The 13,485-nt window shown below is 69.1% G+C and carries 12 protein-coding genes; 4 read left to right on the plus strand and 8 right to left on the minus strand.

Annotated elements, in window-relative coordinates; genetic code table 11:
* Nucleotides 1-4: 4 nt before the first annotated feature.
* Nucleotides 5-475, minus strand: a complete 471-nt coding sequence (locus R8F63_17425) for an Lrp/AsnC family transcriptional regulator (GenBank protein ID MDW3220393.1) — start codon at nucleotides 473-475, stop codon at nucleotides 5-7.
* 96 nt (nucleotides 476-571) lie between these two features.
* Here R8F63_17425 and R8F63_17430 point away from each other — a divergent pair, with 96 nt between their 5' ends.
* The 3 genes from R8F63_17430 to R8F63_17440 are packed head-to-tail and all read left to right on the plus strand — an operon-like array spanning nucleotide 572 to nucleotide 3,718.
* Nucleotides 572-1,414 (plus strand): hypothetical protein, encoded by an 843-nt coding sequence (locus R8F63_17430; protein ID MDW3220394.1) that lies wholly within the window; start codon nucleotides 572-574, stop codon nucleotides 1,412-1,414.
* Nucleotides 1,415-1,416: 2 nt separating this feature from the next.
* Nucleotides 1,417-2,538 (plus strand): 4-hydroxyphenylpyruvate dioxygenase, encoded by a 1,122-nt coding sequence (hppD, locus tag R8F63_17435; protein ID MDW3220395.1) that lies wholly within the window; start codon nucleotides 1,417-1,419, stop codon nucleotides 2,536-2,538.
* 19 nt (nucleotides 2,539-2,557) lie between these two features.
* The gene (locus R8F63_17440) at nucleotides 2,558-3,718 is read left to right on the plus strand and encodes a homogentisate 1,2-dioxygenase (protein ID MDW3220396.1); all 1,161 of its coding nucleotides are present in this window, start codon (nucleotides 2,558-2,560) and stop codon (nucleotides 3,716-3,718) included.
* A gap of 10 nt (nucleotides 3,719-3,728) precedes the next feature.
* On the opposite strand, the gene R8F63_17445 is transcribed toward R8F63_17440, so the two are convergent.
* Nucleotides 3,729-4,907, minus strand: a complete 1,179-nt coding sequence (locus R8F63_17445; protein ID MDW3220397.1) for an amidohydrolase family protein — start codon at nucleotides 4,905-4,907, stop codon at nucleotides 3,729-3,731.
* 33 nt (nucleotides 4,908-4,940) lie between these two features.
* Here R8F63_17445 and ppc point away from each other — a divergent pair, with 33 nt between their 5' ends.
* Complete coding sequence (gene ppc, locus R8F63_17450) at nucleotides 4,941-7,688, plus strand: phosphoenolpyruvate carboxylase (protein MDW3220398.1); 2,748 nt, start codon at nucleotides 4,941-4,943, stop codon at nucleotides 7,686-7,688.
* Nucleotides 7,689-7,756: 68 nt separating this feature from the next.
* On the opposite strand, the gene R8F63_17455 is transcribed toward ppc, so the two are convergent.
* Genes R8F63_17455 through R8F63_17480 form a run of 6 tightly spaced genes read right to left on the minus strand, consistent with a single transcriptional unit; the run spans nucleotide 7,757 to nucleotide 13,483 of the window.
* Nucleotides 7,757-8,731 (minus strand): carbon-nitrogen hydrolase family protein, encoded by a 975-nt coding sequence (locus R8F63_17455; protein ID MDW3220399.1) that lies wholly within the window; start codon nucleotides 8,729-8,731, stop codon nucleotides 7,757-7,759.
* Entirely contained in the window at nucleotides 8,728-9,561 is an 834-nt protein-coding gene (locus R8F63_17460) for a TauD/TfdA family dioxygenase (protein MDW3220400.1), read from the minus strand. The genes R8F63_17455 and R8F63_17460 overlap by 4 nt, the downstream gene beginning before the upstream one ends.
* Nucleotides 9,558-10,064, minus strand: coding sequence for a hypothetical protein (locus R8F63_17465; protein MDW3220401.1), 507 nt, complete (start codon nucleotides 10,062-10,064; stop codon nucleotides 9,558-9,560). Before R8F63_17465 ends, R8F63_17460 begins: the two co-directional genes overlap by 4 nt.
* Nucleotides 10,065-10,074: 10 nt before the next feature.
* Nucleotides 10,075-10,932, minus strand: a complete 858-nt coding sequence (locus R8F63_17470) for an amidohydrolase family protein (GenBank protein MDW3220402.1) — start codon at nucleotides 10,930-10,932, stop codon at nucleotides 10,075-10,077.
* The gene (locus R8F63_17475) at nucleotides 10,929-12,308 is read right to left on the minus strand and encodes a hypothetical protein (GenBank protein ID MDW3220403.1); all 1,380 of its coding nucleotides are present in this window, start codon (nucleotides 12,306-12,308) and stop codon (nucleotides 10,929-10,931) included. The genes R8F63_17470 and R8F63_17475 overlap by 4 nt, the downstream gene beginning before the upstream one ends.
* A complete protein-coding gene (locus R8F63_17480) occupies nucleotides 12,305-13,483 on the minus strand; it encodes an amidohydrolase family protein (protein ID MDW3220404.1) in 1,179 nt (392 codons plus the stop codon). The genes R8F63_17475 and R8F63_17480 overlap by 4 nt, the downstream gene beginning before the upstream one ends.
* Nucleotides 13,484-13,485 lie beyond the last annotated feature (2 nt).

Consider the following 13,485-nt stretch of genomic DNA (forward strand, 5'->3'; position numbering starts at 1 on the left):
GCCGTCATGCTTCCAGGGAGCTCGCGATCGGTCCAGGGCCGGCGACCGCCGGCTCGTCGAGCAGCACGACCGTCTGCGCGGCGGTGACCGACGGAACGGCGTGGAGCTGTACGAGCACGACGTCGCGCAGCTCGGCGAGGTCACGGCACCGCACCCGCAGCAGGATGTCGAACGGGCCCGTCGCGAGACCGACCCACTCCACGCTCGGCATCTCCGCCAGCTGGGTCTGGGCGTCGCGCCAGTTCTCCTGTGCGACGTTCACCATCACGAGCGCGGCGACGTGGAGACCGCACCGCTCGGGGTCGACAATCGCCGTGAACCCGCGGATCACGCCGTCGTCGACGAGGCGGTCGAAGCGGGTGTAGGCCGTGGCCCGGGCGATGCCCAGTCGTTCGGCGAGGGCCGGGATCGACCGACGGCCGTCACGGCGGAGCTCGTCGATCATCCGGCGATCGATCTCGTCCAGCTCGCTCATCGGCTGATCATCTTTCCGAAGGCAACAGATCCAGACGATCATCTAATACTTCAGGTCAGAACGAACACAACACCGCCGATCACCCATACTCGAACCATGATCGTCTCCGCCCAGGAACGCGTCTCTGAAGCCGACGAGCGCTACGCACAGCGCCGCGCCGCGATCGCGATCCGAGCCGCCGGGCCCGGCCGGCCCCCGAAGCCGATCGACTACACGGAGACCGAGAACGCGGTGTGGGCCGTGGTCGCCGACGCGCTGTCGGAGGCCTGGGCCGAGCACGGTGCGGCGGCCGCCCGGGCCGGTCTCCGGGCCCTTGCGCTCGACCCCCGTTGCGTGCCCCAGCTCGCCGAGGTCACCGCACGGCTCGAGCCGATCAGCGGGTTCCGCTTCGAGGCCGTCCCGGGTCTCGTCGAGCCGGCGACGTTCTTCGGCCACCTGGCCGACGGCGTCTTCCTCTCGACCCAGTACGTCCGCTGGGAGGGCAGCCCGCTCTACACGCCGGAGCCGGACGTGATCCACGAGGTCTTCGGCCACGCCCACATGCTCACCGATCCGATCATCGCCGGTCTCCACCGCCGGGCCGGTGCGGCGTACCGGCGGGTGAGCGACCCCGACGCCCGGCAGTTCGTGGCCGATGTCTTCTGGTTCTCGGCCGAGTTCGGCGTCGTCCGTGAGGACGGGGAGTGGAAGGCCTACGGCGCCGGCCTGCTCAGCTCGATCGGCGAGCTCGCCCAGTTCTCCACCGCGGCGTCGATCGTGCCCCTCGACATCGCGGCCATGGGGACCCTGCCCTACGACATCGACCACTACCAACCGACGCTGTTCGGCGCGGCGTCGCTCGACGAGGTGGCCGAGGTCGTCGGTGGCTTCTTCGACACGTGCACGAACCGATCGATCGCCGAGCTACGCGAGAGCGCGAGCCGGACCACGAGGAGCTGACGATGACGATGACCGCGACGAACGCCACAGCGCCGGCCGCCCGCCTCCAGGGGTGGGACTCGATCGAGATGTGGGTCGGGAACGCGCGGGCCACCGCCGGTTTCCTCAGTGCGGCGTTCGGCTTTTCGATCACCGCCTACGCGGGCCCGGAGACCGGTGTCGCCGATCGGGCGTCCTACCTCCTGGAGCAGGGTGCGGTGCGCATCGTCGTCACGGCCGGGCTCGACCCCGAGTCCGAGATCTGGACCCACGTGCGCGCCCATGGTGACGGCGCCCACGACCTCGCCTTCGTCGTGGACGACACCGAGGCGACCTTCGCGGCGGCCGTCGCCCGCGGTGCCCGCCCGGTGCGCGAGCCCTACGTCCTCGAGGACGAGCACGGAGTGCTGCGGCTCTCCGCCGTGGGCACCTACGGCGAGACGAAGCACACCTTCGTCGACCGGCGCGACTACCGGGGCGCGTACTGCCCGGGGTTCTCGTCCACCGGGGTACCCGTCTCGCACGGGTTGCCCGAGGTCGGGCTCACCGCGGTGGACCATGTGGTCGGCAACGTCGAGAAGGGTCGCCTGGACGAATGGGTCGCGTTCTACGAGGAGGTCATGGGGTTCACCCAGCTGCGCCACTTCGACGAGTCGCAGATCGCCACCCGCTACTCGGCGTTGCGGTCGACGGTCGTCACGAACGGCCACGGCGTGGTGATGCCGCTCAACGAACCGGCCGACGGACTGAAGCGGAGCCAGATCCAGGAGTACCTCGACACCTACCGCGGGCCCGGCGTGCAGCACATCGCCATGGCCACGGACGACATCATCTCGACGATCGCCGCCCTGCGTCAGCGCGGCGTGCGCTTCCTCGAGGCCAACGACGACTACTTCGCCGACGTGCGGGTGCGGCTCGACCATCTCGACCTGCCGTGGGATGCGCTCCAGCAGCTCGGCATCCTCGTCGACGACGAACCGGACGGACATCTGCTCCAGCTCTTCACCGAACCGGTGACCGACCGGCCGACCCTCTTCTTCGAGATCATCCAACGAGGCGGGGCGGTGGGCTTCGGCGAGGGCAACTTCAAGGCGCTGTTCGAGTCGATCGAGCGTGAGCAGCAGCGCCGGGGCAACCTTGACTGATCGTCGGAGAGGCTGAACTGTGCCGCACTACCAACGAGTCGGCCACGTCCCGGCGAAGCGCCATGTCGACCATCGCGACGCGGACGGCGAGCGGCTGGCAGAGGAGCTGATCGGCCGCCACGGGTTCTCCGGCGAGTCGACGCTGATGTACCACCGGCGTTCGCCCTCGGCGGTGACGGCGATCCGGCCCGCGCCCGAGGTCGAGCCCGTGACGGCGTCGGTCGAGGTGCCGCTTCGGCCCCATCATCTCCGGCCCTCCGAGCTCGTCGCGCCCGCGGGCGGGGCCGATCCCGTGCTCGGGCGCCGAGCGCTGCTGCGCAATGCGGACGTGACCCTCGCGTGGGTCGCGGCGGACACCGACAGCGCCCTCACCCGGTCGGTGATCGGCGACGAGATCGTCTTCGTGCAGCAGGGCTCTGCTGTGCTGGAGTCGGTCGTCGGCCCGCTCGCCGTCGGGCCCGGCGACTATGTCGTCGTGCCGTCCGGCATCACCCATCGCTGGGCTGACGTCGCCGACCTGCGGGCGTTGGTGATCGCCACGACCGGGGTCGTCTCGGTGCCGGACCGGTACCTGTCCCCCCAGGGCCAGTTCCTCGAACACGCACCGTTCTGCGAGCGCGACCTGCGGGTGCCGAACGAGCCGATGCAATGCGAGGGCGAGGACGTGGACGTGCTCGTGCGCTCGGTCGGGGGCGGCACGTGGCACACCCACGCGCACCACCCGTTCGATGTTGTCGGCTGGGACGGTTGCGTCTACCCGTGGGCGCTGAACATCCGCGACTTCGAGCCGATCGTCGGCAGCATCCACCAGCCGCCACCGGTCCACCAGACCTTCGCGGCCCCCGGCATCGTGGTGTGCTCGTTCGTCCCCCGACCCTTCGACTTCCATCCCGAAGCCATCAAGGTGCCGTACCACCACGCCAACGTCGACAGCGACGAGGTGCTGTTCTACGCGGACGGCGACTTCATGAGCCGACGGGGTTCGGGGATCGGCCGGGAGTCGATCTCGTTCCACCCGGCCGGCTTCGTCCACGGGCCGCAACCCGGCAGCGTCGAGGCGTCGGTCGACGTCGAGCGCACCGAGGAGACGGCGGTCATGGTCGACACCTTCCGACCGCTCGAGATGACCGACGCGGCGCGGTCGGTGTCCGACCCCGACTATCCGTCGACCTGGAGCTGACGAACCGGCGTCAGGCGACCCGGGCCTCGGGCCAGAGCTTGAGGAAGTTCTCGGTGTAGAAGCGGTCCCGCGTGGCTTCGCTGCGGTCGCCGAGGCTCGTCTCGAACCGGCCGATCGGGTCTCGGCCGCCCTCGGTGTGGGGGTAGTCGCTGGAGAACAGGTAGAGGTCGTCGTGGGTCTCGTCGATGAGCCGCCCGACGTCCTCGAAGACGAACGGTGTGAACCCCATCTGGGAGCGCAGGGTCTCGGTTGCGGTGCGTTCGATCTCGGCCAGGTACTTGTCGACCTTGCTCCAGCTGCGGATCAGCCGGTCGAGGCGGTCGAGCATCGACGGCACCCAGCCCGCGCCGAGTTCGACCGCGGCGCCCCGCAGGTCCGGGAACGCCTCGAACACGCCGTCGATCAGCATCATCGACACCCAGGTCTCCGGCGCGTGGTGCATGACCGCGTAGTCCCGGGCCCGCACGTTCTCGCCGCCGCCGAGCCAGTCCTTCGCCGCGGCACGACCGTTGTTCGCCCACCCGGGATCGAGCTGGAGTGGCGCGCCGCCGACGTGGAGGACGAACGGCGTGCCGCTCTCGGCGAGTCGCGCCCAGAACGGATGCAGGTCGACATGACCGGGCGACCGGTCGCCGACGAGGCCGTGCGGCACCCAGATGGCCTCGAGGCCGGCGTCGAGCGCGAAGTCGAGTTCGGTGATGGCCTCGTCGACGTCGTGGAGGGGCACGACCCCGACGCCCATGAGTCGGTCGTCCTCGGCGCAGAACTCACCCATCGCCCGGTTGTGGGCGCGGGTGGCGCCGTAGCGGAGGCGGGGGGACATGGTCTCGCTCGGGTGGAAGATCGGCTTGACGCTGTGCGTCGCGAACACCAGTTGCTTGGCGAACCCGAGCATGTCCATCGCGGTCGAGCGCTCCTCGCGGTCGAAGGCCCCCAGCGCCTGGATCTCCTTCGACTCGGCGATCAGCTGATCGCCCATCGCGACCTGCGCCTCGACGTGCTCGGGCGTGTGGCCGCCCTGCTCCACGAGCACCGCGACCTCGTCGTCGGTGACGATGGACGTGTGGTAGCTGACCGGCTGGAGCTCGGCGGCGACGTCGGGATCCGCGTGGTCGAGCAGGAACCGTGGCAGCTCCATGATGTGGCTGTCGGCGTCGTAGAACTTCCGACCGGGCGGTGCATAGGCCATGCGCGACGTTACGTCGTGTGCGAGTGTTCGGCCATGGGCCCTGCCACCGAGAAGCCTGCCACCGAGAAGTCGAACGATGAGCCGCTCGACGCGCTCGACGCCGAGCTGCGGGGCGACATCCGGCGGCTGGGCGCCCAGCTCGGCGACGCGCTCGTCCGCCAGCACGGACAGCAGCTGCTCGACCGGGTGGAGGGGGTGCGGGCGATCGCCCGTGAGCTGCGCCGGGATCACGCGTCCACCAAGGAACTGGCGGATGTGCTCGGCGACGTCGGGCTCGTCGACGCGATCCATCTCGTGCGGGCCTTCACCGTCTACTTCCATCTCGCCAACACCGCCGAGCAGGTCCATCGCATCGACGAGCTGAAGTCGGCACGGGCCCAGGACCGGCGCTTCCCCGAGACGGTCGCCCGGCTGCAGGCGCTCGGCCACGACGATCAGGCGATCCTCGACGCGGCGCGCACGCTCGACCTCCGTCCCGTCTTCACCGCGCACCCGACCGAGGCGTCGCGCCGCTCGATCCTCGACAAGCTGGCGGAGATCGCCGCGCTGATCGAGGAACGGGGGGACGTACGGGCCAGCGACACCGATCGGCGGCGGATCGATCGTCGTGTGGACGAACTCGTCGACGCGATCTGGCTCACCGACGAGCTCCGCCGCGCCCAGCCGACGCCGGAGGACGAAGCCCGTTCGATTCTCTACTTCCTCGGCGAGATGGTGGTCGACGGGTTGCCGGAGCTGCTCGCCGACGTGGACGTGGCGCTCGGCGACCTCGGGGGCGGCATCGATGCACGCGTGCCGATCCGTTTCGGCTCGTGGGTCGGCGGCGATCGCGACGGGAACCCGAACGTCACGCCCGACACCACGACCGGCGTGTTGGAGTTCCAGCGCAGTCGTGCGCTGCGCATCCTCATCGCCGAGATCGAGGACCTGTCCGCCGAGCTCTCGGTGGGGACGGCCGTCACCGGGATCAGCGAGGACCTCGCCGCCCAGCTCGAGGTCGACCACGAGACGTTCCCGACGGTGACGGCGCGCTTTCGGGCCCTCAGCGCGGGCGAGCCCTACCGCCAGCGGTGCGCGGTGATGCACGAGCGGCTGCTCCGCGCCGTCGGCGACGCGCCGGGCCCGCTCGCGTACCAGCGGCCGAGCGAACTGCTCGCCGACATCGACCAGATGGCCGAATCGCTGGCCGCCAACGGCGGGGAACTGCTCGCTCGCGGCCGCGTGGCTCGCGTGCGGCGGATCGTCGACACGATCGGCTTTCATCTGGCGACCCTCGACATCCGCCAGCACGCCCGCATCCTCCATGAAGCGCTGGCCGAGCGGTTCGCCCCGCTGGACGTCGACTACGCGTCTCTGAGCCGGGACGAACGGACCGCCCTACTCGCGGACGAGCTCGACAGCCGTCGTCCGTTGGCGCCTCCGACCTCGGATGCGTCGCCCACGATCGAGCTGTTCGACGTGATCCGGCACGGCCTCGACCGCGCCGGCGACGAGGTCATCAAGAGCGTGATCGTGTCGATGACCGAGGGCGTCGACGACGTGCTCGCCCCGGCGGTGCTGGCGCGGGAGGTCGGCCTCGTGGACATCCCGGGCGGTGTTGCCCGGGTCGGATTCGTCCCCCTCTTCGAGACGATCGGCGATCTCCGGGCCTGTGGCGACGTGCTCCGCGAGCTGCTCGCCGTGCCCGCGTATCGCCGTCTGGTCGAGCTGCGCGGCGATGTTCAGGAGGTGATGGTCGGCTACTCGGATTCCAACAAGGACGGCGGCATCACCACCTCGCAGTGGGAGATCCACAAGGCGTTGCGGGAGATCGCCGCCGTCTCCGACGAGACCGGTGTGCGGGTCATGGTGTTCCACGGCCGGGGTGGCACGGTCGGCCGTGGCGGCGGCCCGACCAATGCGGCGATCCTCGGCCAGCCGGCCGGTTCGGTCAACGGGTCGATGAAGATCACCGAGCAGGGCGAGGTGATCGCCGACAAGTACGGCCTTCCCCGGCTCGCCCAGCGCAACCTGGACCTCGCACTGTCGGCGGTACTCGAAGCGACGGTCGATCATCGCTCTCCCCGCCACGACAGGGCGACGGTCGGCGCATGGAACGACGTGATGGAGCTGATGTCCGAGTCGGCGTTCGGCGCGTATCGGGCGTTCCTCGAACGGCCCGGACTCGTCGAGTACTTCACCACCTCCACGCCGGTGGAGGAGCTGGCCGAGATGAACATCGGTTCCCGGCCGGCCCGGCGGACGACGACCGGGGCAGGGCTCGACGGGCTCCGTGCCATCCCGTGGGTGTTCGGTTGGACGCAATCGCGACAGATCATCCCCGGGTGGTTCGGCGTGGGCACCGCCCTCGCCACCGCTCGCGACGCCGGCCACGGCGACCGCCTGTCGGAGATGTTCGCCGAGTGGCAGTTCTTCGGCACGTTCCTGTCGAACGTGGAGATGACGCTCGCGAAGACCGACCTGGCGATCGCCCGCAACTATGTCGACCGGCTGGTCGATCCGTCGCTGCATCACCTCTTCGACGAGGTGGTGGCGGAGCACGACCGAACGGTCGCCGAACTCGGTGCGCTGACCGGCCAGGACCTGCTCGGCGCCCTTCCGGTCCTGCAACGCACGCTCGCCGTGCGCGACGTCTACCTCGACCCGATCAACCTGCTCCAGGTCGAGCTGCTGGCCCGCAGCCGCGCCGCGGACCCCGACAGCCCCGATGCCGCCCGCCTCCAGCGAGCCCTGCTTCTCACCGTCAACGGCGTCGCCGCCGGTCTCCGCAACACCGGCTGAGAAAGTACGGGGGTCTGACCCCCATACTTTCTGGGGTCAGACCCCCGTACTTTCTCCTTGGGGCGCGATCATGTGGCGAGTTTGGCGAACTCGTCGGCGATGAGCTGGCTCACGCCCTGCTGGTGGGTGGCTCGCCAGTCGCGCCAGGGGAAGATCGGCTCCCAGCGGTGGAGCTGCTCGAAGCTCACCGTGGCGGCGACGATCTCCTCGCCGTCACCCCCGGCCTGGGCGAGGACGCGGCTGAAGCGGGGGAAGGCCGGTCCGGCGATCGTGGAATGGCCGAGCATGTCTGCGGCGCGACCGCCGTCGACGTTGCCCGCCGCGTAGGACGAACTGCCGACGTCCTCACCGCCGACATGGTTCGAGCTCGCGACATAGGCCAGGTTCTCCTGGGCGCGCACGCAGGTGGTCTGCGTCATGTAGTCGAGCTTGCCCGGCCCGGCGAACGTGCCGCAGCTGTTCAGGATGATGCGGGCGCCCTTGGCGCACAGGATCCGGGTCAGCTCGGGATTGAACCAGAAGTCGTAACAGATCTGCAGGCCGACGGGTCCGTAGCGTGTCTCGAACACGGGCACCTCGGTGCCGTTGCGGAACGTGACGCCCTCGGTCACCCACGGGAGCGACCCGAGATGCACCTTGCGGTATGTGCCCTGGATTCCCTCGGGCCCGACGAACGCGGCTGCGTTGTAGAGGATCTCCGGGTCATCGGGGTCACGTTCGACCATGCCGACCGACACGTACAGATCGTGTTCGGCGCACAGGGCGGCGATCCGCTCGGTGGAGGGTCCGGGCACCGTCTCGGCCAGGTCGTGGTGGTAGTCGCAGTGCTCGGCGCCCTGTCGGCAGGCGCTGCAACCGCCGAGCCCGACGAGGGCTTCCTCCGGGAACACGAGGATGTCGATGCCCTGGGTACCGGCCTCGCGGATGTTCGCCTCGATCTTGGCGAGCGTCGCCGCCTTGTCGCCGCGGACACTGGTGAAGTTGACGACGCCGATGGTGCAGGTCGTCTCGTAGTCGGCGTAGCGCTCGGGGATGAGGCTCATGCGTCGGGTCCCTTTGGTTCGTCGCCCGCGATGGTCAGCCGGTGCATGATGCGGCGCGAGGTGTAGTCGGGCACCGCGTAGTGCTGGACGGCGCGGTTGTCCCACATCGTGAGGTCACCCTCCGTCCAGCGATGGCGGCACTGCCATGCGGGGGATCCGATGTGCGTGAGCAGCATCGTGAGGAGTGCGTCGGACTCCGCCTCGGTGACGCCGTCGATCGCGGTGGTGAAGTTGCCGTTGACGAACAACGCGGTGCGGCCGGTCTCGGGGTGGATCCGGGCGACCGGATGATGGACCGGTGGGTAGGTGGCCTGCATCGCCGCGAGGTCGACGTCGGCGTTGCCGTCCGCGATCGCCCTGGTCAGCGTCTTGGTCAGATCGTGGGTGGCGGTCAGCGGGGACAGCATCTCCTGCATCGCGGGGGAGAGGGCGTCCCATGCCGCATACATGTCGGCGAAGCAGGTGTCGCCACCGAGTGCGGGCAGCAGAACGGACTGCAGCACGGTGTAGGACGGCGGACAGGTGACGTAGGTGTTGTCCGTGTGCCACGCGTCGGCACCCTGGCCCTTCGGTGCTTCCTGGTCCAGGACCGTCATCTCCGGATGGTCGGGGTGCTTCGGCCCGAACGCGGCGATGTCGATGTCGCCGAGTCGCTTCGCGAACGCGAGATGCTCGCTCGGGGTCAGGTGCTGATCGGCGAGGAAGAGCACCTTGTGGTCGTTGATCGCGGCACGGACCGCGGCGATGTCGTCATCGGTCGCGTCCGCGACGCGCATGCCCGACACGCGCGCACCGAGGCCCGGTGTGACCGGCTCCACCACGAGGGTCATGTCAGCTCTCCGATCTCGCGGAGCTTCGCTTCGACTGCATCGGCCAGCGTCGCTCCGTCGGTCGCATCCACCTGCTCGGCGAACTCGGTCGCGCCCACATGGCGCAGCATGTCCGGGAGCCGGGTGCGCAGCTGGGTGAGCGTCCACGGAACCATCGCGCCGTGGGCGACGATGTCGAAGTGGACGAGGGTGTTCGTGCCGGCCGCCTTGTCGACATAGTGGTAGTGGGGCTCGTCGAGGAACATGTCGAAGCGGATGTGTTCGAACCCGTCACTCGGGTCGACGATGTGCAAGGACACGCCCTCGTCGGTGAAGCCGCCCTCGGGGGAGGTCTCCCGCAACTCCTCCAGGTGCTCGGTGTCGGCGTAGATCTCCTCGAGCCCGGCCGGGTCGACCTTGCGGTACTCCACGCCGATGCGCACGGCGCCGAGGTCGAGCCAGTCGGTGCTGTCGGGGTCCGGTGGTGCGGGCGGGATGTTGTAGGTCGTGCCGACCCGGCTCATGGCTTCCATCTCAACCTCCGACTCGGTGGGGAATGCGGGTGAAGACGCGGCGGGCGTTTCCCTGCCGCAGAGCTTCCTTCGTGGCGCCGTCGACGTCGAGCGCGTCGAGCTGCGTCTGCACGTGGAGATGTCCGGTGAGCGGGTAACCCGTGCCGAACAGCACCTTCTCGCGGCCGGCGCCGCCGATGAACTCGAGCAGTTCGTCCGGCCAGCGCGCGGGGGGATGCGTCGCCGTGCCGATCACGACGTTGGCATGGGTCGTGGCCATCTCGATCGTCTCGGTGAGCCAGGGGATGCCGAGGTGCGAGAGCACGAAGGTGACATCCGGATGGGCCTCGGCCGGTCCCGCGATCGCGGCGGGATGCCCGAGTTCGTGATCGCGATGCCCTCCCGACCGACCGGCCTGCACCACGAACGGCACGCCGTGTTGCTGGGCGAGCGCGTAGTAGGGGGCGTAGGCCGGGGCGTCGAACGGGTGGTCCCAGCTGTGGGTGTGGGAGTGGAGGCCGAGGCACCACGCCGACTCGAGTGCGTCGCGGGCGGCATCGAGATCGGCCGGGTCGTCGGGGCTGACACTCCAGAGGCCGAGGAAGCGGCCGGGGTGGGCCGCCGCGAGCTGGTGCATCTCGATCGGGCGCAGGGCGTAGTGGGCGAACTCGTCGAGGCCGGCATCGGTGGGGAGCTCACACACCGGCATGATCAGGGTCGTGATCGCGCCGCGGTTCATGCGGGCGACCATGCCGGCCGCGTCGACGAAGGTGTCCTCCTCGCGGGCGCCGAGCCGGATGGTGAGCGCGTCGTCCTCGATGACCCGGCGCCAGAGTGGCTCCCGGTCGGGCGTGAACGCGTTGCACCAGTAGTCGATCATCGAGCGTCTTCGAAACGGATGAGCTTCGCGACGGTGCCGAATCCGGTCAGCTTGTCGAGGGCGCCGGGGGCGACGACCTCGACGCCGATCTTCACGCCGACGACCTGGTGGAGGCGCTCGGCCGCTGCGGCTTCGACGGCGGCGAACTCGGTGGCCGGCCGGTCGCTCACGACGAGCACCGTCATCTCGTCGCGGTTGCCCTCGCGGGTCGCGCGCACGAAGTAGTCGTCGGTGACGCCGTCGACCGCGGTCACGATCTCGCCGAGCGCTTCGGGCCAGATGTTGACGCCCCGGAGCTTCACCATGTTGTCGCCCCGTCCGGCGAACGGCGCCATCTTGCGGAGCCACGATCCGCACGCGCACTGACCGGCGGGGAGGAGGGTGGACAGATCCATGATGTTGTAGCGGAACTGGGGCGAGCCGGTCTTGTAGATCTCGGTGATGCAGATCGCGCCCTGTTCGCCGTCGGGCAGCGGCTCGCCGGTTTCGACGTCCACGATCTGCACGATGAAGGCGTCCTCGAAGATGTGCATGCCGCCGCCGGCCGGGCACTCGATTGCCACCCACTGCACCTCGTGGAACCCGTAGCTGTCGTAGACCGGCAGGCCGAAGGTCTCCGTGAGTCGCTCCTTGTCGCCGATGTTCGGCAGCGCAGTGAGCTGGAGGTCGGTGGCCGGGTCGAGCCCCATATCGCGGGCGGTGTCGGCGAGATGGAGGAGGTAGTCGCCGGTCGTCAGGATCGCTTTGGCGCCGTACTGCACGGCGAGTTCGATCTGCTTGCGGGTGGGGGTGACGTTGCCGGTGCCCGTCGTGAGGACGACACAGTTCAGCCAGCGGTACAGCGCCTCGTCCATCGCGTGGGCGCCGTTGTGGGTGGAGTACGCCCAGGCGTTGATGACCACGTCGCCCGGTTCGATGCCCTGCATGTGCAGCGCCCGCGCCATGAGGATGGCGCCGGCCTCGCGATCCCAGGTCGTGTAGAGCGTGGGTCGAGATGTGCCGGTCGTGCCGCCCGACATGTAGACCCGCATGGGTTCGTCAAGGGCCTGGTCGACCGTGACGCCCTGGTAGTCGCCGTAGGGCGGGTGGGCCTCGATCGACTCACGGATGTCGTCCACCGTGTAGGCGGGGAAGCGGTGGAGGTCGTCGAGCGACGTGATGTCGTCGGGGCCGACGCCGGCCGCGTCCCACCGGCGGCGGAAGAACGGCACCTCGTAGGCGGTGCGGGCGCGAGCCTGCACGCGTTCGAGCTGCTTCGTCGCGATGGTGTCCGGATCGTCGAGGTACGACGACGCCAGATACTCGGGCGGCGGTGGTAGCTGGGCCGTGAGCGCGTCGTAGTCGACGGCCTGGTGCGGCCGGCGGAACCCGTTCATGCGGTCTCGAGCTCGGTGGCCTCGATGAACTCGGTCGGCAGCATCTCCTCGGGGAAGCGGTACAGGTCGACCGCGTTGTCCCACATGATCGTCCGCTTGCTCTCCTCGCTGATCAGGTCGGGCTCGAGGTCGAGGAAGTACTGGACGGTGCCGGGGAACTTCGAGTCGGGGTGGGGGAAGTCGCTCTCCCACACGATGCGCGTGTCGCCCATCCAGCGGATGACGTCGGCGACGAACGGGTCCTCGCACTCGGTGCTGATCCAGCAGTTGCGCTTGAAGTACTCGGTGGCGTTCATCGTGAGTTCGGGGAACTCCTTCTCCCCGGCCATCTCGAGGTGCTCGTCGATGCGGTGGAGCCAGCTCGGCAGCCAACCGCAGCCGGCTTCCATGTAGGCGACGCGGAGCTTCGGGAAGCGTTCGAACACACCCTGGACGATCATCGAGAGGCACGCGTTCTGCGCCTCGTGCCAGTGCACGGCGGTGTGCCACTCGGTGAACGTGTCGAAGCGATCGGCACCTTCGGTCTGGGCGTTGAGCCCCATGAACTCGTGGGTGGCGAACGCACAGTCGAGATCCTGGAGGAGCTCGTAGATCGGGTCGTAGTAGCGATCGCCCAGGTTGCGCTTGTTCATGTAGTCGGGGCGGGTCCAGAAGCAGCGGATGCCGAGCTCGTCGTAGGCGTACTGGATCTCCTCGACGGCGCGGCTGACGTCGGTGAGGGGGACCGGACCGCTCGTGACGACGCGTCCACCCGATGCCTCGGTCATCTCCGCGCCCCAGCGGTTGTAGGCGCGGGCCATGGCGGCCTGGAGCTCGGGGTCGATGCCGTCGAGCCACATGTCGTACTCGGGTCCGTAGATGACGCAGAAGTCGATGCCGTCGATGGCGAGCGACTCGGCGACGCGGTCACCGGTGAAGCCGAGGTCGACGATCTCGCCGTACTTCCCGCGCATGTCCTCCGTCGTCCAGCCGATCGCCTTCTGGAACTGGCCGTAGAGCGAGGTGAGGTGCTGGGTCCAGCGGCCGTCGACCGTGACGGGGTTGTAGGTGTCGAGTCCGGCGGGGGCTCGCCGGCTGACACGATGGCGGAACTTCTCGGGCAGGTAGGTCTGCCAGAGGTCCGCCGGGTAGATGACGTGGGCGTCCGCGTCGAAGACCTTGAATCCGTTACGCATCG

The organism is Acidimicrobiales bacterium (assembly GCA_033344915.1).
GTDB lineage: Bacteria > Actinomycetota > Acidimicrobiia > Acidimicrobiales > Aldehydirespiratoraceae > JAJRXC01.

Bases quoted from the DNA above. Each gene is read 5' to 3' on its own strand.
- R8F63_17425 (MDW3220393.1), bottom strand. From the start codon at position 475: ATGAGCGAGCTGGACGAGATCGATCGCCGGATGATCGACGAGCTCCGC.
- R8F63_17430 (MDW3220394.1), top strand. From the start codon at position 572: ATGATCGTCTCCGCCCAGGAACGCGTCTCTGAAGCCGACGAGCGCTAC.
- hppD (MDW3220395.1), top strand. From the start codon at position 1,417: ATGACGATGACCGCGACGAACGCCACAGCGCCGGCCGCCCGCCTCCAG.
- R8F63_17445 (MDW3220397.1), bottom strand. From the start codon at position 4,907: ATGGCCTATGCACCGCCCGGTCGGAAGTTCTACGACGCCGACAGCCAC.
- ppc (MDW3220398.1), top strand. From the start codon at position 4,941: ATGGGCCCTGCCACCGAGAAGCCTGCCACCGAGAAGTCGAACGATGAG.
- R8F63_17455 (MDW3220399.1), bottom strand. From the start codon at position 8,731: ATGAGCCTCATCCCCGAGCGCTACGCCGACTACGAGACGACCTGCACC.
- R8F63_17460 (MDW3220400.1), bottom strand. From the start codon at position 9,561: ATGACCCTCGTGGTGGAGCCGGTCACACCGGGCCTCGGTGCGCGCGTG.
- R8F63_17465 (MDW3220401.1), bottom strand. From the start codon at position 10,064: ATGAGCCGGGTCGGCACGACCTACAACATCCCGCCCGCACCACCGGAC.
- R8F63_17470 (MDW3220402.1), bottom strand. From the start codon at position 10,932: ATGATCGACTACTGGTGCAACGCGTTCACGCCCGACCGGGAGCCACTC.
- R8F63_17475 (MDW3220403.1), bottom strand. From the start codon at position 12,308: ATGAACGGGTTCCGCCGGCCGCACCAGGCCGTCGACTACGACGCGCTC.
- R8F63_17480 (MDW3220404.1), bottom strand. From the start codon at position 13,483: ATGCGTAACGGATTCAAGGTCTTCGACGCGGACGCCCACGTCATCTAC.